Origin of the sequence: Acidovorax facilis (genome assembly GCF_023913775.1) — a bacterium.
Lineage (GTDB): Bacteria > Pseudomonadota > Gammaproteobacteria > Burkholderiales > Burkholderiaceae_C > Acidovorax > Acidovorax facilis.
Genome location: NZ_JAMXAX010000076.1, coordinates 1 through 19,330, shown reverse-complemented (window position 1 = coordinate 19,330; position 19,330 = coordinate 1). Strand labels below are relative to the sequence as shown.

The following is a 19,330-nucleotide window of genomic DNA, read 5'->3' as shown; positions in this document are numbered from 1 at the left end:
CTGTCCCGGGCGGCAAGATCCTTCAGCCGCCGTTGCCCAGGGCGCGCGCGGCGAAGCAGCCATGTTCCAGTATGCGCTCCCGCTGGGGCTGAGGAAGGCAATAGCCCATCGTTGCGTCGTACAGGGCGAGTCCGATTTGCAGCGAGTGCTTGATGTCCGTCTCACGCGCATGGCGACCGAACTTGCACTGGAGCGCGAACTGGTTTTCAGGGTCCACCTCGTTCGCGAAATAGAGCTCAAGTTCCTCGAACGTCGAAACGTACTCGGCCGCCTCGACGTTCTTGAAGGGGCAGGAGGTGAACAGCGCCGCACCCGAGCGGGTGACAAGCATCTCGATGAGATAGCGGTGATCGCGCAGCAGCCTGGCGAAGCAGGCGCGTTCGTGCGCGCCCCAGACTTCGAAGTCCAGGGCCACGAACGGTGGGGTGCCGCTGTCTTGTCCGGCGAACCCCCGGCACAGTGCCATCGAGACGGCAAGGCCTGTGGCGTCGAAGCCGTGTGGATCCTCGGGACGTGGCAGTCGGCGGTTGAACTTGGCGTAGTAACCGTTCGCCGGGCGCAAGCGGAACTCGGCCACCGAGACAGTCGGCTTCCTGCTGCAAAGTACCTCGCGCTTGGACTCTGCCATGACACGGCAGGTGAGATCGCCGGGAAGCGAGCCCAGGAGTTCATCCGCCAGCGCATGGATTCGCTCGGAAAACTCCGCCGTGACGGAGGCCCAGCGCTGCTCGTCGTCGGAGTAGGACCGGAATGGCAGCGTTTGCGCCATCCGCTGCAAGGTTTCAGAGAGCATAGGAGCGCCAAAACGAAAGGTTGAGATTCATTCATGTCCCTTTGGGTTGGGTCCGCTCCATGCGTGTTCGTGGAAGCGGCCGTAGCCCCTCACCAAGCATGGGGCGCAAGGTCGCGGCTGACCCGTGCGACTATGGTACCGATTGAACAGCGCCATCGCACGTGGGAGAGATGCACATCGACCGCACGCCGATGAGGCCAGGCGACTTGCCGCAGCTATTTCAGGCGCATAGGACGATGCGCAGCCGGGCGTACCAGCGAGGTTCGGCTGCTCGGGTGGTAGCCCGAAGCCTTTACCTTGGGCACATGATTGGGCGACCGAGACAGCTGGCCCAGCGCCATCCCGGATGCTGACAGGCGGGCCGTGAGCACCGACAGGCAGGGCTGCCTCGTCGGCAATGTCCCCGAACCAACTCTGCCGTTCTACCTCGCCCATCAGGATGAAAAATGCCAACCTCATCGCCTACCATGACCTGCGGACCTGCTGCTGGCCGCTGGGGACACGAAGCCTAGCTCCGTGCTCCCAAGTTTGCGGTTGACCGTGGAAAGAGCCTAATTTGAAGGAGGACTAGAAGCCCACGATTGCGTACGAACCTGGCGCATGACCATCATGCCCAGCATTTCCGTGGCACTGGCCTGGTTGGTCAGAATGACGACGCCCGATTTGCTGGCTTCATCGATAGACAGATAAGCGGCATATCCGGCCACCATGCCGTTGTGCCACACCACGCCCCGGTTGCCGAAGAAGCGGTGAAGGAACGTGGGTTGCGCCCATCCGATGCCAAACTCACCGCCAAACTGTGGCACGCACATACTTTGAAAGCGCTGTGCCGCTGGCCCGTGGTCTGCCAGGCTCGCCTGAATGAAGGACAGCATGTCTTCGGCGGTGGAACTGTAGGCGCCGGCGCCCGCCAGTGCCGCAAACGTCCAGATGGGCGTCGGCAGGCCCTTGCCCGTGTACCCCTGGGCGAGTCGCGCCTTCGTCGCTGGCGCGAGGGCGATGGCGGTGCTGTGCATGCCCAGCGGCGCCAGCACCTTTTCTCGGACCAGGGATTCGTAGTCTCTACCCGTGACGGCCTCAAGAACATGCCCCAGCAGCCCCATGCCGAAGTTGGAGTATTCGAACCGCCCTGCTGCTCGTTGCCCCTCGGCGGTGGCCAGATAGTCGAAGACGAACTCTCGCCCCAGGTAGCTGTAGGGGTTCAGCAACGGGTCGTCATCGCCCGCCATCTGGCGCGCTTTGTCGCCAAGCGATTCGGGAATGCCGGGGAAGCCGGAGGTGTGGGTGGCAAGCTGTCGCAAGGTGACGGCCCGGGCGGAGGGCGACAATGCCATCGAAGCGCCCAGGAGTTCGCCCAGCGTGGCATCCATGGAAACCACCCCTTCGTCGCAGAGCGCTTGCAGCAGCGAAGCCGTGAGAACCTTGCTGACGGAGGCAATCTGGAAGACGGTGTGACCATCGGGGATTTGAGAAATCTCTTTGTTGACGGTGCCGTAGCCCTTGATGAATGTCTTTCCATCCTTGAACACGCCAACGGCGATGCCCGGAAACCGCCCGCTCTTCATGTGTTTGGCGACTTCGGCATCGATGGCTGCCGCCAGGTTCTTGCGGTCGGGCGTGTTCGCCATTCGCCATTTCAAATAGAGCATGGCGCAGATCGCAGCGACCAAGAGCAGCGCAAGGACGATGGCGGCAATTGTCACGGGGAGGGTTCCTCGTCCGGTGAAGCGGCGGACTCTTGCGCACCGGGCAGCTTGCGGGCGCTGGCCGGGGAGATGCCCCGCCGCTCCAGCGCCTCTCGCAGCAACACCTCGACCTGGGCGTTGGCGCTGCGCAGTTCATGAGCCGCCAGGCGCTCGATCTGCGACCACAGCGCCGGGTCAATACGCAAAGGGAAGGATTTTTTGCCGGGGCTGGCCATGGCTGGCTGGGCAAAAAACGTTATTGATACAGAGTGCCTGTGTTCACGATGGGCTGGGTGTCCTTGTCCGAGCACAGCACCACCAGCAGATTGCTGACCATGGCGGCCTTGCGCTCGGCGTCCAGCTCCACGATGTCTCTCTCGGCCAGCCCCTTGAGCGCCGCTTCCACCATGCTGACGGCGCCGTGGACGATCTTCTTGCGGGCGCTGATGATGGCTTCGGCCTGCTGGCGGCGCAGCATCACCTGGGCGATTTCGGGTGCGTAGGCGAGGTGGGTGAGCTTGGCGTCAACTACCTCGACACCGGCATCGGCGAAGCGGGCCTGCAATTCGTCCTTGAGCGCCCGGGCCACGTCGTCGAGGCCGGCGCGCAGGGTCGTCTCGCCTTCGGCCAAGTCCTCGCCGTCGTCGTAGGCATAGAGGGACGCGAGGTGGCGTAGGGCGGCCTCGGCCTGCACCTGCACGAACTGCTCGTAGTCATCCACCTCGAAGACGGCCTGGGCGGTGTCCCGCACCCGCCAGACGACAGCGGCGCTGATTTCCACCGGGTTGCCGCGCTTGTCGTTGACCTTGAGGGTGGGGGCATTGAGGTTGCGGGCGCGCAGGGACAAGCGGCGCTTGAGGTAGAGCGGCATGGCCCAACGCAGGCCCTCCCGCCTGTCGGTGCCGGCGTAGCGCCCGAACAGCGTGAGGATGGCGGCCTGGTTGGGCTGGAGGATGTAGAGGCCGGCCAGGATGAAAGCGCCGGCCGCCGCCAGGGCGGCCGGCGGAAGATAGTTCGTCCAGGCGGCGGCCGGCGCGCCGCGCAACAGCAGCCAAGGCGCCGCCAGGATCAGGAAGGTACCGGCGGCGGCCATGGCATAGCCGTCGGCGGACTGAAAGGCGAGCTCCTTGCGAGTGGGAGGACTGGCGCGATGGTCGGTCACTGCGACGTCCATGTCGGTTCCTTTCGAGGGGCAAAGTGATATCTAAGTGATATCACTTTGCCCCAGCCGGCAGAAACTGTCAAATGCCGTCGACTTTTCCCGCCGTACCTAGGCGTTCCACCCCCCGCCGCCTTGCGATGCGTGACCTTGCCCCCGGAAACCGTCCCCCTTTCTGAGTGACTCAATGCAAGCAAGGAGAACGGAAACGACGAAGCCAAATGCGGCTCGGAGGGAGCGCTACACGTTGGAAATCAGGCAGGAGGCGGTGGGTGATCGTCAGGAGACGATGACGATCTGCTTCTTGAACCTTGGCGCGAGCGTCAGTTTGTGGGCCACATAGGTGATGGTCCGCGACCGGTCGCGTTTGTCGGGGGCGGTGTTCTCGACGGGGCCGCTCGCCTTCCAGAGACCGAACATGACGATCTCGGCATCTGGCGGGAAACTGCCGAGCCAGGAAGCATCCGGGTGCGCGATGCTGACCTCGAATGATTCAATCCGCAGGGGATCGTCCGTCTTACGATACAGCGGCCGGCAGTTGAGGAAACTGCTCTTGTACTTGGCGCCGGCGGGGGGCTGATGGAAAGACCGCACTGAGCCGACCAGGGCAACCGGGTAGGGGTTGTTGCCGCTCTTGGCGACCAGTTCCCAGGCTTCATCGAAGCGGTCATGCTCGAAGAAGAACTGTTTCCACGGGAGTCGCTTGGGGCCCAATCGCAACACCAGTTCGGCGGCAAGCAATGCATCGGATTCGCACATCGCGCGCAAGACCAAGAGATCGGCCGTGGTGCGCAGATAGCTGTCGAGCCTCTTGTCCGAGGCGATCACCTCGGTTGCCATCTTGGTTGCACTGCCGGCGGGGGCGCTGCCGTTGACCGTTGGCGCATTGCCCGACAGTCCGTGCTTGCGCAGTCCATTGTGCAAGGCGAGCAGGCGCAGTTCCCGCTTCCCATCTCCCAAGGCGTTCAGGAACTCCGGGTCGGATTGCGCCGCGATGATCTTCAGGCGGCCCGATGCGTCGTAGCGGCAGCCGGCGGCGTGTTCCGATCCTCGGGTCAGGCCGATGTAGGCGGGCACGTCCACGGGCTCGATGCGGTTGGCTCGGTTCTGCTGGTAGCGTGGGACGAACCGGACATCGCATCCGCACGCCGGATCGTCACAAAACAGGTCGGGCGCGGTGCCGCCTCCATCGGTCAGCAGTTGCAGTTCCTCCACTGTGTAGGAGCGTCCGTGGCGATCCCTCGCCGAACGCATCTTGATGCCTTTGCTCATGCCACTGTTATGCCTTTTGGTGTTATCGGTCGTTGAAAGTGTGCCATGTCATGAATTTCGGCGACACCATCTCGGAGTATGCGCAGCACCCTGGGCAGGCTTCATGCCGCTGAGAGGGCGCCGTGTGGCGAGCGATCGGTCTTGAGTCACAAGGGCCGGGTGCGACGCTTGTTCGCATGGATACCCCGACAACCCCCGCCAACCACCCCCTCTATCACGGCACCCGCGATGCCGCCGCCCGCGCCATCCTGCACGAGGGCTTCCGGCGTTCCCGCTCCCGCAGCTACACCGGCACCGGGATCTGCCTGAGCGAGTCGCTGACCGTCGCCTACGAGTACGGGATGTACGAGACGGGCGGCTGCATCCTGGAGGCAAGGTTGTCGCCGACGGCCCGCTGGACGGACCAGTTCGACGACAAGACGGACGGCAAGGATGCCTGGGACGATTTCTTCATCCGCTCCGGTATGGATGCCATACGCGCCTTCGGCGGCAACGTGTGGGTGGTCTGGGCGCCGGACGTGCTGGCTTCGCTGCGCCGGCTCAGCCACCGCGAGGCGATCCAGCGGCTCTGCACGGAGTTCGACGAGGACGGGCCGGCGTGCGGTTACAACGCACTCGTTTCCGACTACGCCAGCATCTGGTGGAAGCAGGAGGCCAGCGACCCGAACCTCACCCGTTTCCCAGATCACCACCGGCAGCTCGTGGCGCGCCTGAAACGCTTCATGGGCCGAGCTCACTCAATGAATGCCTGACCATGCGCATTGAGCAGCAGCTACTGGCGCGTATCACGCCGGACGACCGGGAGGCCTTGGTCGAGGTCGCCCATTTTCTGCGCAAGGCCGAACATGTCTGGAACCGGATCGATGGGGGGAAGCAGTGCGAACTCAACGCCCAGCACCACGACGACGGTTCGCTCGCCCTCTGTCTGCGCCGGGCCATGCAGGCGGCGGACGAGTTGATCGAAGCGAGCGAGGGCGTGGGCAAACGGTAACGCGGTGACGGGCAGGCCGGCCAAGTGCGGGTAGCCCCTCCAGCCCGGCGCACGCCCTTGAAGAAGACCCGCCTCGCGAGAGCATGGAGACATCCCATCAGGAGGTTTTCATGGACGCACCCGCCAACCCCGCCTTGCCCCTGCGCCGTATCGTGCAGGGCAAGAACCCCCGCACCTACTTCGACCCGGCCGAAATGGCCGACCTCAGGGCTGGCCTGAAAGCCGCCGGTCGCGTTGTTCAACCCATCATCGTCCGCCCCATCCCCGGCGCCGACCTCTTCGAGATCGTGGCCGGCGAGCGCCGCTGGCGCGCAGCCAAGGAGGTCTTCGGCGACGACTACGACATGCCCGTCGTGATCGAGTCTCTGAACGACGAGGAGGCCGAGGCCATCGCCGTCATCGAGAACCACCACCGGGCGCCCATGTCGCATGCCGAGGAAGCCCACGCGGCCAAGCGCATGCTGATCCGCGTCAAGGGCGACAAGGAAGAGGCTGCGGCGACGCTGGGCTGGAAGCCCGAGCTATTGGAGCGGCGGCTGGCGCTGCTGACCTGCACCCCGGCGGTCCTGGAGGCGCTGACCCACCGGCAGATTCAACTCGGCCACGCTGAATTGCTGGCCGGCGTGCCCCCCGACAAGCAGGACACGGTGCTGGCGGGCGTGCTTGCGCACAAGGTGCCGGTGGGCGTCCTCAAGGAGCAGTTGGGGCGCTTCGCCCGGCGTCTGGCCGATGCCATCTTCGACACCGCGCAGTGCTCGGCCTGCCGGTACAACTCGGCCCGCCAGTCCGGCCTCTTCGACGAAAGCCTGGGCGAAGGCTTCTGCCAGCATCCCACGCACTACGACGAACTCACCATGCAGGCCATCGAGGCGAAGGCGCAGGGGCTGCGCGAACAGTACCCCGTGGTGCGCATCGTCAGGGCCTCCGATGGCTTCACCCCGCTGCTTGTGACCGAAGACGACGCGTTCGGCGTCGGCCCGCAGCAGTACGGATCGTGCAAGGGGTGCGCCTCGTTCGGTTGCGCGGTATCGGCCCTGCCGGGAAGCCTGGGGGAGGTCACCGCCTCGCTGTGCTTCGATGCCGGGTGCAACAGCCAGAAGGTCGCTGTCTGGCGCAAGGCGCAGCGCGACGACACGGAGCAAGCGCCACAGAAGGCGCCCAAGGCGGTCGGCAAGGCATCGGCCCGCAAAGCGGCTGCGCCAGCGCCGGCCAGGACCGCGCTGGCACCCAGCAACCAGACGCCGCAGCGGGTGAAGGACTTCCGCCTGCTCCAGTGGCGCAAGTGGGCGGCGCGAGAACTGATGGCCCAACCCGAGCGCAACCGGCGCGTGATGATCGCGCTGGCCCGCTGCGGCCATACCGGCGACGTGCGCACCATCGAGTTCGGCGTAGCCGCCAAGCGCATCGCAGGGCCGTGGATGCTCGAACGGCTGGACTTCGCGGCGGCCCTGCCCGAGGCGGACGCCATCGGCGCACAGCACCTGGAGCAACTGATGCTGGCGGTCACCGCGTCGGCGGCCTTCGGGGTGAACCCGCGCGACCTGGAAGCCTTGCTGAGCTATCTCGACGTTGACGAGCGAAAACACTTCAAATGGAACGCCGAGTTCCTCGAACTCTTCACCATGAGCGAACTGGAGTCGCTGGCCGGGGAGGTGGGGCTGAAACAGAAGATGGGCGCCGCCTTCAAGCTCGCACGGGCAAAGAAAAAAGGCGACTTCATCAAGTCGCTGCTCGCCGTGCCGGGCTTCCCGTACGACGGCACCGTGCCCGCCGTCATGCAGTACCCCAGGAAGCCCACCGCCTCCGGGCTGATCGCCGAGACGAGCGAGGCATCCGTCGGCCCCGCCGTCGAAGCATCCGACGACAGCGTCGAGGACGAGGCTCTCGCGGCCTGAGCCGCGCCCACTAGAAAACCCCCAATGCCTTCGTAGCATGGTCTCGAAGGCATTTCTCTTTGAAGGAGCGTGACATGACGATGTTCGAGGAACTCTATGCGCTGGCCGCCAGCGCCACCCTGACGATGGTGATCAGCGCCGACGACAAGAGCGGACGGATGACGATCAACGTGATCCCCAAGCCCAAGAAGGACGTGGACGAACCGGCCCTGACCAAGGCCTTGAGCCTCACCGCGACGCCGGAAGAGTTCGACGCGGAGTTCGTGGGGGTGTTGAAGGGCTACCGGGAGGTCCGCCAGAGCCTCGCGGCGCAGGCCGAGGCCACCCAGGAAGTACTCCAGGCGGCCAAGGCGGCCTCGGCCAAGAAGGCGGGCGAAGCGATGACGAAGGCGGCGAAACCCGCTGCCGCCGCCACCCCGGCCAAGGCACCGGGCGTGACGAAGGCCGCGATGCCGGACCCCGCTGACAAGGGCGAGGAGGGCGCTGTCGGCGCGACACAGCCCGCTGCCTCGTCAGCGGCCGGCGGCGGCTCCTACGACCTGTTCGGCTAAGGCGTGGCCTTGAAAGCGGGCAGGGCGGCGAGAGACTGATCGCAAGGGGCCTTCCGGTGGGAGGGACCAGACGACAGGAGCCGAACCATGACGATTGCAATCAACGAAATCCAGCGGGTCTTCCGCTACCACGGCGTGGTGCTGCCGGACGTGCCGGGCATGACGCCCCGCGAGGTCCGCGACCTCTACAGCGCCCAGTACCCCGAACTCATCAGTGCCGAGATCGAGGCCGGGAAGGTGGTGGACGGCGTGCAGGAATACACCTTCCGCAAGGCGGTGGGCACCAAGGGTTGCGCCAGTGACAAGGGAAGCCGCCTTGCCGCCCTCAAGGCTGCCGTCGAGGCTGAGGCCAGGGGCGCCACCGACGCGCGCGGCAAGCTCGCCCGTGCGCTCGCCCGCCCGGGCACGCAGCAGCGCGGCGGCGCGTGGGGCGCCTTCGCGCTACATTCCATGCGCGACGGAGGCGAGCGCCACGCGGCCCGCGTGCTGCCGGACAGCGACATGCTGGCGCCGCTGCCATGATGGCGCTTGCCCTGCCGCGCATCGGCGCTCAGGTGCCCCGCACCATCGCGCCGGGGCCGCTGCTGGCGGCCAATGCCATCGTGTCGCGCTTCCTGATCGAGGCCGATGCCTTCGAAGAAGCGGACATTCCGGCCACGTGGCCGGATTCGCTCAACGCCAGCCAGCAGGCTCTCGACCGCTGGATCAAGCGCCAGATCGGGCCGCTGCACTGCCTCAACCCCCGCTTCGGGCTGCATCTGCTCTCCCGCGACGGCGACTACTACAGCACCTTTACCAACCAGCCGAAGCGCCATTTCGACGTGGGGGCCGTCGAGGCTTCCTGGGGCGAATACCACGAGCAGGAGTGGGCGGTGGGGGAGGGGCTGGCGGCATTGAGCCGGCAGGTGCCGGGCCTCGGCCCCGTGGTCCTGCATGTGCTGCGCCGCCAGAGCGCCTGGGTCTATCCGGTTTTTACTCCGGACATCGCCTGCGACGTGGTGACCTACCTCTACTGGTGCGGCGAGGACGACGAGGAAATCGCACTCGACATGCACTGCGGCGAGGACGAGGAGGCCCGCGCAGCGATGCGTGAGGAGATGGTCAGCAAGGCGACCTTGGGGGCGGCCTATCCCGCGTGGGCGCGCTGCTGGCCGCGAGGGCTGGAGCTGCCGCAGTGTGCCCGCTACCTGCGCCGGGCGGTTAAACGCATGCGCGGCTCCGGCGACCTGATCGCCAAGGCGGTGGCCGAGGACGCGCTGATGCTGGCGGGTCTGGATCTCGACGACACTTTTCGGCCGGACACAGACGGCGAGTTCGTCGGCTTCGGCGCGGTGCTGTCATGGCGTGAAGGGGACGTGACCACCCGCATCTACGACGATCTCCTGAACCTCGCCCACCAGGGCGAATACTGCGAGACGATGGGGGAGTTCCGGGTGCCGCTGGACGATCCCGGCGCCTTCGCCGCGTGGCAGCGGGCGATGGCGGGTCGCTTCGAGGCCATCCGGCGCATCGATGCCTTGATTCATCGGCTCTCGGCGGGAGACTGGTGATGGAGGTAACGACCATGAACGAAGCCGAGTTTTTCATCCAGGCGCCCACTACCGGTACCGTCCATCTGCGCCGGGCGGTCCTGATCTACGACGGCCAGCAGGGCAGTGCGCTTGCCACGGTCCACGACATCGAGGAAGTCGACGGCGAGCCGGTCATCGGTGCCGGTCAGGCCATGACGCCCCGCGCGGCGATGGAACTGGCCCGCGCCCTGCTCAAGCGCGCCGCCCACGGCGGTTTCCTCCCCGAAACCGTGCTCTACATGGAGGGCGACCTGATCGTCTGGTGGGTGCCGCCCGCCCGTCGCCACATCGCGTTCCGCGTCGACAGGGAGCATGCCGAGGCCCTCGGCGGTCTGGAACGCGGCGAAACCGTCGCCCATCCAGGGCTGGTCTTCGCCGCTTCGAGCCGGGTCTGGAAGGTGTGGGCCGTCAAGGGCGCCAGCCGTCCCACTCCGACCACCGCGCTCTATCAGGCCCCGTACTTCAACGTGAACGCGCAAGGCAGCATTTGCCAAGGGAACGCGCCGGTACCCGAGGGCACCACCGTGGAGAGGATCGCCGCCTGGAACGATGCCTTCATGCGCTCCTACTTTACCCACCCGAACGGCGCAGGAAAGCTGGTCCGCTACCGGGGCGGCGCCTATGTCTTCTGGAAGGACATGCTCGATGGACGGTTCCGGCGCTTTCCCGAGCGGGTGCTGGTGGACGTGAAAACTACCCTGGGTGGATTGCTGGGCATGAAGGAGAGCGCGTGATGGATGTGCGCGACCTTGCCCTGCAGGCGGCCTGCCCGGTCATTGCCGCACCGCGCTTCGGCCCCTTGCCCGACATGGCGAACGGGCAGCGGATCATCCTGGCGGCCAACGGCGTGTTCGTGCAGATCAAGCTCGACTGGCTCGATTGCATCCAACGGCTGTCGCCCGCCTTGCCGATACCCTTGCCCTACGGGGCTGTCGACGAGCGGCTCACGTTCGGCTTCGGCGTATTGCCGATCAAGCTGATCGAGGACTTCATCGAAGCGGGCCGGCGCGGGCTGCCCAACGAAGTCGCGGGGGCGCTCATCTACTCGCGGCGCACCCTGAGCCTGCGCCTGGCGCTGTGCGAGCCTGCCGTCGCGTCGCCCGACCGGATCGATTACCGCGTCCCGGCGATGGAAACCGACGAGACGCTGGCCGTGGACCTGCACACCCACGGCTACGGCAGGCCCTTCTGGTCCGCTGCGGACGACCGCGACGACGTGGGCATCAAGGTGGCCGGTGTCTTCGGCTACCTGCACCACCCCACGCCCCGTGCCGAGTTCCGGCTGGTGGTCAATGGCCGCTTCCGTGCCTTGCCCCATCCGTGGCAGGCCGCTGCCGCGCCAACGGGTGACGAAGTGCCCGATCTTGAACCGGGCTTCCTGCGCCGGATACTGAATTTCTGCCAGGAAAGGAGGCTCGGACCGTGGAACACCTGATCGATCCCGAATTGCTCGACCGCCGTGTCGGCATTCATCTGGTGGGCGTGGGCGGTAACGGCGCCCAGATGGCGGCCTGTCTCGCCCGCCTCGACATTGCCATGAAGGCCCTCGGCCACCCCCACGGCCTGCATGTCGCCGCCTTCGACAACGACCGGGTGAGCGAGGCCAACGTGGGCCGGCAACTCTACAGCCCCGCCGACATCGGACGCCACAAGGCCATCGTCACCATCCACCGCCTCAACCAGTTCTACGGACTGGACTGGATCGCCCATCCCGTGCGCTACGAGGCCTTCCAGCCAAACCGCTACTCGCTCCCGAGCACGGACATTCTGATCAGTTGCGTGGATAGCCGTGCGGCACGGCGGAACCTGCACGCCGCCGTGTTTGATGGGAGTGGGCGCTACCGCTACTGGCTCGACCTCGGCAACACAGAGGCCAGCGCCCAGGTGGTGCTCGGGCAGGGATTGCGTCAGACGAAAGGGGAAAATACCCCGCGCCTGCCCTGCGTCACCGAACTGTTCCCGGAATTGCTGGACGACAGCGTCCCCGACGACAACCGCCCTTCCTGCTCCGTCCGCATGTCGCTCGCTTCCCAAGGGCTGTTCATCAACGACGTAGCCGTGCGCTTCGCGGCGCAGTTGCTCTACGAGTTCTTTTCGAAAGGGCGGCTCGGCCAGCACGGGGTGGTGGTCAATCTGGACAGCAAGCGGGCCGGTCCCATCGAGATCGATCCGAAGACCTGGGCGCGCTTCGGTTGCGTGAGGGCCGATGCACACCGGGCCGGGGAGGCGCGGCAGGAACCGGAGGAAACCGCAGCGGAGGCCCCGGCATGAAGACCTGGAACGTGAAGGAAGCGGACAGTGTCACTTCCTCACCCTCACATTCAGGGGTATGCTGAATCGGTATCGCATCAACGACGAAGGGAAGGCTATGGGCCGTTTGAAAGACCGCCCGGCAGGAACGATCTCGCCGCATTACGTGGCGCGCGGCGCCGAAGCGCCCGAGTTGGCCGCACTGCTGGTGGTGGGATGACGCAAGACCACCCCATCATCAAGCAATTCGAGGCACACGCCCAGTTGCTGGACATCGCCGGCAGTGCCGAAGCGATTGACGATGCCATTGTTCAACTGGCCATCTGGATGGACGGTCTCGAACTCTCCGAGGACGATGAAGCGCTTCTCTGCCGCATCGGTGCGATCCTCTACCGCGAGGGACTACGCCGCCGCTCGGATGGAGCAGGTGATCCGTAGATCGGAAAAGACAGGGCCGCGAAGCCCCGTCTTCGTTGTGGCCGGCCATGCCGCCCTGACTCAACCTTCCTCGGGCAGCCCTCCGTCACCGGCTGTGCCGGGCAGCTTGCCCAGCTGCTGTGCCCTTAGCGCCGCCTGCCGCGCGAGTAGCCCACCTAAATAGGCTCCAGACGCCCTGACCCGGTTATGCCCGGCCAGGCGGGCAACCGAGAGGCGCGCTGCCGCGTCCAACTCGTCAGATGCGCCACCGCCACCGCGCACCGGCGGCGCGACGCCGGCCTTGTCGCGGTAGTGGTCGATCATCGCTTCATGGCGCAGACCATGCGCCGTCGCTCCCAGACCTTCTGCAGTGATGCCGAATCGAGCCATCACGTAGTCGAAACGCCGCAGATTGCGTTTCAGGCTGTGCCGAGGGTCGCCCAAGTGCGCATCGCTGCTCTGGACGACCGCCTGGGCGAACGCCAGTGCCGCAATGCGCTGCTCGGTGTCCACCGGGACGAAACGCAGCCTTCCCCCCTTCGCGCCTTCCTTGATCCGCACATAGTGCTCGGCCTGCCTTTCTTCGGGCGCTAGCCCGGTGGCTTCGAACGGCACCACGCCAAGGTGGGGGCGGAACATCACCGATTCCTTGCGGCGCAGGCCGAATGCACGGATCAGGCGCAGCGACGCACCGACGTAGCGGTCATACGCGCTGACCCGCTCGACCAGAGCGTCGATGTCGATCCCGGCAGCGGTCCAGCTCCTGTCACGTTGCGCATACTCATGGCGCTGATACTCGGCCGGCGCCAGCCCGTAGTAAGCAGGCTTGCGGATGAAGCCTGGCTTGCCCAGCCAACGGGCGAGGCCGCGCAGAAAGCTGAGGTAGGTCTGGATGGTGGCGGGGGCGAGCTTTTCCCGTTGCCAGACCGCGAGCATCGCCCGGATATGGCGGTCACCCAGGTTGCGCGGATCGGGCACGGTAGCGAAGTTGGCCTTGTTCCTGAGGTCGCGGAAGAAGCGTCGCAGGAAGTCGGCGCGTTCCTGCCGCGTCTTGTGCGACACGGTTTTTTCCAGCGCCGTGTGTTCCGCGTTGAACAACTCGATCAGCAGATCGAGCACTCGCAGCGGGTCGGTCCGTCCCGGCCGATGGCGTTGGAGGATCTCGGCGGGCGTTCGCGCGGCCTGTTCCTGGCGGCGCGGCGGCTGGTGGTGGGCATCGCGCCACGCGCCGGGGGAACCCTGAACGCGGCGGGGGGCGTGGTGTGCATTGAAACTGGACATGGCAATTCTCCGGTGAAGGAGCCGTGTGCCGTCCCGGCGGCGCACAGCGCAAATGGGGAGGAATCCGCTCGCTCATCGCCCGCGCGGATTCCGTTGCGCTGGCGATGCGTGGTCAACTGCCATGGGCGGGATGTGCGGCCACGAGCACGCCACGCCTACCTCAAGGGTTTGCCGGTCAGCGCAATCGGCGCTCCGGCTCGGTCAGTCTTAAAAACGAACACGGTGATCCGTCCCGCATCCGCATTTCTGCGTTCGTCGGGGGTTGGGATGAGGTCCGGCCTCAAGGGGCACGGACAACATCAGCGCGAAGGTCTTGCCTTGCGCGCCACTGGGGGATCAGTCCTCGGTACGTAGCGCCATCCACCTGCATGAGGTCCACCCCTGACCGAAAGTCCAGGGCGGTGTCAGGTTCACGAGCGGGGACATACGGGGAGTCCAATAAGGGACCAACACAGCCGTGTGCTGCACAAAGTGCGCGTGCTCGAAGGGATGACGGGAACAGCGGCGCGGCATCGGGTGCCGGCCGGGGGAACTGCTCGAACGCAGGGCTCGTTCTCGGGGAACGTCTGGCAGACGACTGCCAGCAATGCCATGCGTTGCTCTACGGGTTGAACTGCTTCGGGCATGGACTCAAGGGACCAAGCCGAGCCCGACTCGGGGGTCGGGACTTGAAGAGGCGGGTAACGACCGCTACGCCTTTCGCTCCGCGATGGAGCAGGCCAGGAGGCCTCGGGAGCCTGTAGTTCACACCCAGGCCCCGCTCGCGTCAACGGCGGCCGCCTCCCAGCCACCAGCTTGACGCCGAAACAGCGGGGTTTGCGGGTGGCACTTGAAATTGCAACGTGAGGGGCGCTTATTTTTCAAAAGACTGCCCGAACGAGGTGGCGCAAGGGCTTGACATCGCTTCGCCTGGCCTCTGGTTGCCACCGTGAGGGTTTCGACGCCCTGCGGCCTGAGGTGGCCACCTCGCTGCTGAAAGTGCGGTCTTGACCACGATAAATCCAGTGAGACCGTAGTCCGACACGGAGCCTGTGGGGCTGCTCGGTCGGAAGCGCTCGACTGGGGCTGCGGCTCAACCCGAACCGGTTGCGAGCACAGTCCGAGCTGATTGCGAGAACGAAGCTTTCCCCCGCGATTTCCGTGTGGAACGCCGGCATCGCTGAGCCGATGCTGGCCAGTCTCGAACCCACATAGGAGCTCTTCATGGACTTTGTCGTCAGAGCCGTCGACGTCGGCTTCGGTAACACCAAGTACGTCACCAGCGTGTCCGGCAGCGAAATTCGCTGCGCCAGCTTTCCGTCGGTTGCCTATCCGAGCATGCGCGAGCCATCCGTCCAGCCGGGCTACGAGCGGCGCATGACGGTGGCGATCCCGATAAATGGCCTCTTCTACGAGGTGGGGCCGGAAGTCGAACTGGCGGCAGACACCTTTCGTGCGACCCAGATGCATGACCGCTACACGGAGACGCCCGAATACATGGCGCTTCTGCGAGGAGCGCTCGCGCTGATGAAGCAGCCATCGATCGACCTGCTGGTCGTAGGGCTGCCGGTGGCGGCGCTGACCACCAAGAAGGCTGCGCTCGAGAAGGCGGTGACCGGAACGCACGACATCGGCAATGGCAAGACCGTGGTGGTCCGCAAGGCCCTGGCGATCGCACAGCCGCAGGGTGCCCTGGTGGACTTTGCCGTCCAGCACGGGAAGAGCGGCACCATCGAGCGGGAGCAGAGCCTGATCCTCGATCCGGGGTCGCGGACCTTCGACTGGCTGGTCGCGCGGGGCATGCGCCTGGTGCAAGCCAAGAGCCACTCGGTGAACCGGGGCGTCTTCGACATCCTGCAGGCGATTGCTGCGGAGATCGGCCACGACATCGGTACGCCCTACAGCGACATCGAAGCCATCGACCTGGCCCTGCGCACGGGGAAGAATCCGGTGATCTACCAGAAGCCGTACGACATCTCCCGGGCCATGCCCATGGCCCACTCGATCGCCCAGCAGGCCGTCGCATCGATGCTGCGTTGGATCGACGCGAGCTACAGCTTCCAGAACATCATCCTGGTGGGCGGGGGGCGCCTACTTGTTTAAGAAGGCGGTGAAGGAAGCCTTCCCGAAGCACAAGATCCTGGAGGTCAAGGATCCCTTGCATGCCAACGTTCGCGGGTTCCAGATTGCCGGCATGAATCACGCGCCCAAACTCTTCGGGGTCGCCGCCACTGCTTCTCAAGGAGGTGTGTGATGGACGATGCCGTGAGCCCCAGGCTGGAGACGATCCGGATGCTGTTCGAGCTGGATCGGGAAGACGATCCGCGGCTTTACGACGACCTGATCCGCTTCAAGAAAGGCACCAAGCGCATCAACCGCCTGCGCCTATTGGCGCATGAGGCGGTGCTTGGGCAGTTCAGCGCGGGCGCAGGCGCGGTGGTCGCGCGGCTGGCGTCTGTGCCACCAGTCGTGAGTGCTGTCGCAGGCGGACCGTCCGGAGCCGCCTTCGAGATGCCGGCGGCGGCCGACGTCTTTGGCGCGCCCCTTGAGAAGTGAACTCGGGCTGGAGAACGTCGATGAACGAATCGAACTACCTGTTCATCCACGGCTGGGTGGACGATGTGGTGAGGGATGCCACCGTCCCGGAAGCTCATCGCATTCGGTTGCGGCTGGCGGATGGGCGGATCGAGAATCTTTCCCTCGGGCGAATCGAAAGCCCGGTCAGGCTCGGCGACGAGGTCAGCGTCGTCGTCGAGCGTGCTCGCCATGGCCGTGCGCTGGCCCTCATGGATCACACCACGGGTGAGGGCACGAACGTCCTGCGTCGGGAAGGACGCCGCTGGCCGGCCGAATCGGATGTCCTCATCATCGCGGCAACGGCGGGGTCGTTTGCGGTCACGCTCGGGTGGGGCGCTGTGCCGGCCACCCTGGTGTTCGCGCTGCTGTTCTGGCTGGTCACCGCCAAGCTGCCGCAGACGCGGCGCCATCGGGCGGCCGCGCTGGTCGACTACCTGATGGACCGCGAGTACTGCCGCTGGCGTGCGGGTCACAGCCGTGAAGGAGTCGTGCGATGACTCGCGGTCGCTCCCGAGCCCGTTGCGGCGGACGTCCCAGCGTCAGTGCGTCCGAACTCGCCCAGATGGGCGTCTGCGAACAACTGGTGCAGTTCGAGCACCGATACGGTCGGCGCCACTCGCCGCAGCAGCGTGCCGACATGATGCGCGGTGACCGCGAGCATCGCCGTTTCTTCCTGGAGGGCAGGATGGAGCGCAAGGGGCGTTGCTTCATGGCCACCTTGGTCTACGGGGAGGGAGCAGAGGTGGCCGTGCTCAGGTCGTTCCGCGATCGGGTGCTGCGCGCCACACCCCTCGGGCGTGCGTTCATCTTCGGTTACTACCGGATGGCGCCAGGCGTGTGTCATTTGCTAGAGGGGCACCCGCATCTGGCGCGAGTCACGCGGGCGTTGCTCAGGCCGGTGGTGTGGATGGCGGCAAGGGTGCTCGCAAGCCGGAGGAGGGCGGGGCGGTGATTGAATCTGCCCTGGCCACCTCGGTCTTGGCGGCACTTCTGATCGGACTGGTACCCTCGTGGGGGCGCCGAGGGGCGAAGCATGGATGCCCTTGGAGCTTCGGCGTGCCACGCTTGCGTACGCCGAGAAGCTGTTTCGCGGTGTCGGTCCAGTTGTCTTGACGGCAAAGGTTGACCGCGCATACCGCGTCGAAGGCAAGACGCTCATCCTGGTCGAGCTGAAAACCCGCCGATCCAATCGTCCTTACCATTCGGATGTGATTGAGTTGTCCGCGCAACGCGTCGCCCTCATGAGGCAGACCGGGGATGAGGTGGCGCTGCATGGGTACGTGATCGTGCGAACCGAGGACGGCAATCGTACGGCGCACAGGGTGAGCTTGTTGAGTCCGGCCGAGGTTGACGCGCTGATTGATCGTCGAGCCGCGATCCTGGATGGGAGCATCCAGCCCCGGCTTGCATGCGCCTCAAAGCTCTGCAATCAGTGCGGATTCGAGAAAAAGTGCACGAGTCGCCGAGTAGAGGGTAACCAAGCGTATAAACGCTGGACAACCTGAATCGTCTTAGTGGGCAGGGAGCACGTCAAAAAGTGATGACGACTACAGGATTGGACTCAGACATGCCAGACATTGCTCGCAAGTCTTGCGATCCGGACTTCGACGACGCGTGGCGTCTCTTCACGGCGATGCATGACGCCCCTTCAAGCTCGACGGCGCAGGATCTTGTCGAGTGGCTCGCCAAGTGTCCGCGGCATGTTCAAGCTTTTGACGATGTACTGACCTTGTGGGCTTTGGCGGGAGGTGGCTTGATCAAGCGCGTCAACGCTGCCGTGCTGGATGCGCCATGCAATGTGCAGTGATGGCTGTCCTGGGGCGCGGCCGTCTCCGGTGCCGTGAGATTCTCATTCCATGTATCGAATGGGCGGCCTATTTTCTACCGGCATTCCCCATAGCTGCTTCCGTGACATGCGAACGCCGGGGCGGTTGATCTCGCCGTCGTTGGCCATCCGCAGTGCCTTGGCGAGGTTCACCGAGATGTTGTCCAGCGTACAAGGCGTCTTCTCAAGATAGCTGTGGAGGCTGATGCTGTTCGCCACGTCATTTTCCCAAGTCCTGACCTGGTGAATGCCAGCCTGGAAGCCGCTGGACGGCGGAATGAGGCCGACGCCTAATTGTTCCAGCCAGCCTCGCACCTCGGGGTACTTGCTAGACACAGCAGTCGGTACGATTACGTGCTCTGGTACGCCATGGAAGAAGAAGTCGGATTTCTTTTTCCACGCGCGCATCAGAAACTCAATGGGCGTCATCAGCGTCTTGTTGGTCCTCATTTCCGCATAGAACGCCGCAGAGGTATGGTCGGCCACGATGTAGTGGACGACATGTTCTTTGTCTGCCCCCTCGATCTTGTCGAGCTTTACCTCCATCGCTTTGTCCTGCCACTTCAGCCGCCGATCTTTCAGGGCGTAGAGATGCTTGGATGGCGTTATGAAAAGCTGATGGATGTAGTTGGGATAGGGCGATCGGTAGCGGTTGATCATGTCGGAGCCCAATGGATGTGGGGATGTGGCTTTCCCCGCGAGGAGGGGCGGTTTACGATCCAATCAAGCAACGCGCCGAAGGGGGACAACTGTCCAGGGTAGACCTTGTTCGCATGCCACAAGGAACGCAGCCCACAGCTCGAGCGCAGCCTGCCGTTCTGGGAGGTAGTCGTACTGGTCATAGATCTCTTCCATGCCCTTCAGCACATGGTTCAGTGCTCTCTCGGAGACCTCGTTGGACACCCCCATCGCCTTCATGTGCGATTTCGCGGTGCTCCGGGTGTCGTGCGGCGTAAACGAGGGTGTGCAGAATTTTGTGTAAACGGACAATCCACCGCAGGCGAGAGCCTGCTTGTCCGCAAACACAATGACAACCAAGAAGCACGAAGTACCGCAAAAACTGCTGGCCAGCCTGCTGGCCGAC

At 65.0% G+C, this 19,330-nt stretch carries 24 protein-coding genes and 1 pseudogene; 17 read left to right on the top strand and 8 right to left on the bottom strand.

Going from position 1 to position 19,330, the window contains the following annotated elements:
- Positions 1 to 22: 22 nt before the first annotated feature.
- The 5 genes from NFX52_RS19025 to NFX52_RS19005 form a co-directional block, all read right to left on the bottom strand.
- Entirely contained in the window at positions 23 to 793 is a 771-nt protein-coding gene (locus tag NFX52_RS19025) for a hypothetical protein (RefSeq protein ID WP_055394491.1), read from the bottom strand.
- A gap of 551 nt (positions 794 to 1,344) precedes the next feature.
- Positions 1,345 to 2,496 carry a serine hydrolase domain-containing protein gene (locus NFX52_RS19020; RefSeq protein WP_055394493.1) on the bottom strand — a complete coding sequence of 384 codons (1,152 nt, stop codon included), beginning with the start codon at positions 2,494 to 2,496 and terminating at the stop codon, positions 1,345 to 1,347.
- The gene (locus NFX52_RS19015) at positions 2,493 to 2,714 is read right to left on the bottom strand and encodes a type II toxin-antitoxin system antitoxin (protein WP_055394495.1); all 222 of its coding nucleotides are present in this window, start codon (positions 2,712 to 2,714) and stop codon (positions 2,493 to 2,495) included. The genes NFX52_RS19020 and NFX52_RS19015 overlap by 4 nt, the downstream gene beginning before the upstream one ends.
- Before the next feature lie 20 nt (positions 2,715 to 2,734).
- A complete protein-coding gene (locus NFX52_RS19010; protein ID WP_055394497.1) occupies positions 2,735 to 3,652 on the bottom strand; it encodes an SPFH domain-containing protein in 918 nt (305 codons plus the stop codon).
- A gap of 264 nt (positions 3,653 to 3,916) precedes the next feature.
- Positions 3,917 to 4,909 carry a hypothetical protein gene (locus NFX52_RS19005; protein WP_055394499.1) on the bottom strand — a complete coding sequence of 331 codons (993 nt, stop codon included), beginning with the start codon at positions 4,907 to 4,909 and terminating at the stop codon, positions 3,917 to 3,919.
- A 176-nt stretch (positions 4,910 to 5,085) separates the two neighbouring features.
- On the opposite strand from NFX52_RS19005, the gene NFX52_RS19000 reads away from it, so the two are divergent.
- From NFX52_RS19000 to NFX52_RS18955, 10 genes are all read left to right on the top strand, one after another.
- A complete protein-coding gene (locus NFX52_RS19000; protein WP_055394500.1) occupies positions 5,086 to 5,661 on the top strand; it encodes a hypothetical protein in 576 nt (191 codons plus the stop codon).
- 2 nt (positions 5,662 to 5,663) lie between these two features.
- The gene (locus NFX52_RS18995) at positions 5,664 to 5,900 is read left to right on the top strand and encodes a hypothetical protein (protein ID WP_055394502.1); all 237 of its coding nucleotides are present in this window, start codon (positions 5,664 to 5,666) and stop codon (positions 5,898 to 5,900) included.
- Between the two features lie 110 nt (positions 5,901 to 6,010).
- Positions 6,011 to 7,795: a PRTRC system ParB family protein gene (locus NFX52_RS18990; RefSeq protein ID WP_207402047.1), complete on the top strand. Its 1,785-nt coding sequence runs from the start codon at positions 6,011 to 6,013 to the stop codon at positions 7,793 to 7,795.
- 74 nt (positions 7,796 to 7,869) lie between these two features.
- On the top strand, positions 7,870 to 8,346 hold the full coding sequence (locus tag NFX52_RS18985) for a PRTRC system protein E (RefSeq protein ID WP_055394506.1): 477 nt from the start codon (positions 7,870 to 7,872) through the stop codon (positions 8,344 to 8,346).
- Positions 8,347 to 8,433: 87 nt separating this feature from the next.
- Positions 8,434 to 8,868, top strand: a complete 435-nt coding sequence (locus NFX52_RS18980; protein WP_055394508.1) for a PRTRC system protein C — start codon at positions 8,434 to 8,436, stop codon at positions 8,866 to 8,868.
- Positions 8,865 to 9,896 carry a PRTRC system protein F gene (locus NFX52_RS18975; RefSeq protein ID WP_055394510.1) on the top strand — a complete coding sequence of 344 codons (1,032 nt, stop codon included), beginning with the start codon at positions 8,865 to 8,867 and terminating at the stop codon, positions 9,894 to 9,896. The genes NFX52_RS18980 and NFX52_RS18975 overlap by 4 nt, the downstream gene beginning before the upstream one ends.
- A gap of 14 nt (positions 9,897 to 9,910) precedes the next feature.
- Positions 9,911 to 10,651: a PRTRC system protein B gene (locus tag NFX52_RS18970; protein WP_055394512.1), complete on the top strand. Its 741-nt coding sequence runs from the start codon at positions 9,911 to 9,913 to the stop codon at positions 10,649 to 10,651.
- Positions 10,651 to 11,352 carry a PRTRC system protein A gene (locus NFX52_RS18965; RefSeq protein ID WP_055394514.1) on the top strand — a complete coding sequence of 234 codons (702 nt, stop codon included), beginning with the start codon at positions 10,651 to 10,653 and terminating at the stop codon, positions 11,350 to 11,352. The genes NFX52_RS18970 and NFX52_RS18965 overlap by 1 nt, the downstream gene beginning before the upstream one ends.
- On the top strand, positions 11,340 to 12,188 hold the full coding sequence (locus NFX52_RS18960) for a PRTRC system ThiF family protein (RefSeq protein WP_055394516.1): 849 nt from the start codon (positions 11,340 to 11,342) through the stop codon (positions 12,186 to 12,188). The genes NFX52_RS18965 and NFX52_RS18960 overlap by 13 nt, the downstream gene beginning before the upstream one ends.
- Before the next feature lie 195 nt (positions 12,189 to 12,383).
- Positions 12,384 to 12,605, top strand: a complete 222-nt coding sequence (locus NFX52_RS18955) for a hypothetical protein (protein ID WP_055394518.1) — start codon at positions 12,384 to 12,386, stop codon at positions 12,603 to 12,605.
- A 60-nt stretch (positions 12,606 to 12,665) separates the two neighbouring features.
- Here NFX52_RS18955 and NFX52_RS18950 read toward each other — a convergent pair whose 3' ends face one another.
- The gene (locus NFX52_RS18950; RefSeq protein ID WP_055394519.1) at positions 12,666 to 13,865 is read right to left on the bottom strand and encodes an integrase domain-containing protein; all 1,200 of its coding nucleotides are present in this window, start codon (positions 13,863 to 13,865) and stop codon (positions 12,666 to 12,668) included.
- Positions 13,866 to 15,068: 1,203 nt separating this feature from the next.
- Between NFX52_RS18950 and NFX52_RS18945 the strand changes: the two genes are divergently transcribed.
- From NFX52_RS18945 to NFX52_RS18915, 7 genes are all read left to right on the top strand, one after another.
- Positions 15,069 to 15,947, top strand: a complete 879-nt coding sequence (locus tag NFX52_RS18945; RefSeq protein ID WP_252635782.1) for a PRTRC system protein D — start codon at positions 15,069 to 15,071, stop codon at positions 15,945 to 15,947.
- A gap of 7 nt (positions 15,948 to 15,954) precedes the next feature.
- Positions 15,955 to 16,098 (top strand): hypothetical protein, encoded by a 144-nt coding sequence (locus NFX52_RS18940; RefSeq protein ID WP_252635781.1) that lies wholly within the window; start codon positions 15,955 to 15,957, stop codon positions 16,096 to 16,098.
- The gene (locus NFX52_RS18935; protein WP_055394523.1) at positions 16,098 to 16,400 is read left to right on the top strand and encodes a hypothetical protein; all 303 of its coding nucleotides are present in this window, start codon (positions 16,098 to 16,100) and stop codon (positions 16,398 to 16,400) included. Before NFX52_RS18940 ends, NFX52_RS18935 begins: the two co-directional genes overlap by 1 nt.
- Positions 16,401 to 16,420: 20 nt before the next feature.
- Positions 16,421 to 16,918, top strand: coding sequence for a hypothetical protein (locus tag NFX52_RS18930; RefSeq protein WP_055394525.1), 498 nt, complete (start codon positions 16,421 to 16,423; stop codon positions 16,916 to 16,918).
- Positions 16,915 to 17,373, top strand: a complete 459-nt coding sequence (locus tag NFX52_RS18925; RefSeq protein ID WP_156358587.1) for a CFI-box-CTERM domain-containing protein — start codon at positions 16,915 to 16,917, stop codon at positions 17,371 to 17,373. The genes NFX52_RS18930 and NFX52_RS18925 overlap by 4 nt, the downstream gene beginning before the upstream one ends.
- A gap of 85 nt (positions 17,374 to 17,458) precedes the next feature.
- Positions 17,459 to 17,926, top strand: a complete 468-nt coding sequence (locus tag NFX52_RS18920; RefSeq protein ID WP_202907120.1) for a hypothetical protein — start codon at positions 17,459 to 17,461, stop codon at positions 17,924 to 17,926.
- Between the two features lie 62 nt (positions 17,927 to 17,988).
- Complete coding sequence (locus NFX52_RS18915; RefSeq protein WP_055394537.1) at positions 17,989 to 18,228, top strand: hypothetical protein; 240 nt, start codon at positions 17,989 to 17,991, stop codon at positions 18,226 to 18,228.
- 42 nt (positions 18,229 to 18,270) lie between these two features.
- On the opposite strand, the gene NFX52_RS18910 is transcribed toward NFX52_RS18915, so the two are convergent.
- On the bottom strand, positions 18,271 to 18,906 hold the full coding sequence (locus NFX52_RS18910; RefSeq protein WP_055394529.1) for a hypothetical protein: 636 nt from the start codon (positions 18,904 to 18,906) through the stop codon (positions 18,271 to 18,273).
- 63 nt (positions 18,907 to 18,969) lie between these two features.
- Positions 18,970 to 19,330: pseudogene (locus NFX52_RS18905) on the bottom strand (hypothetical protein); the annotation flags it as partial.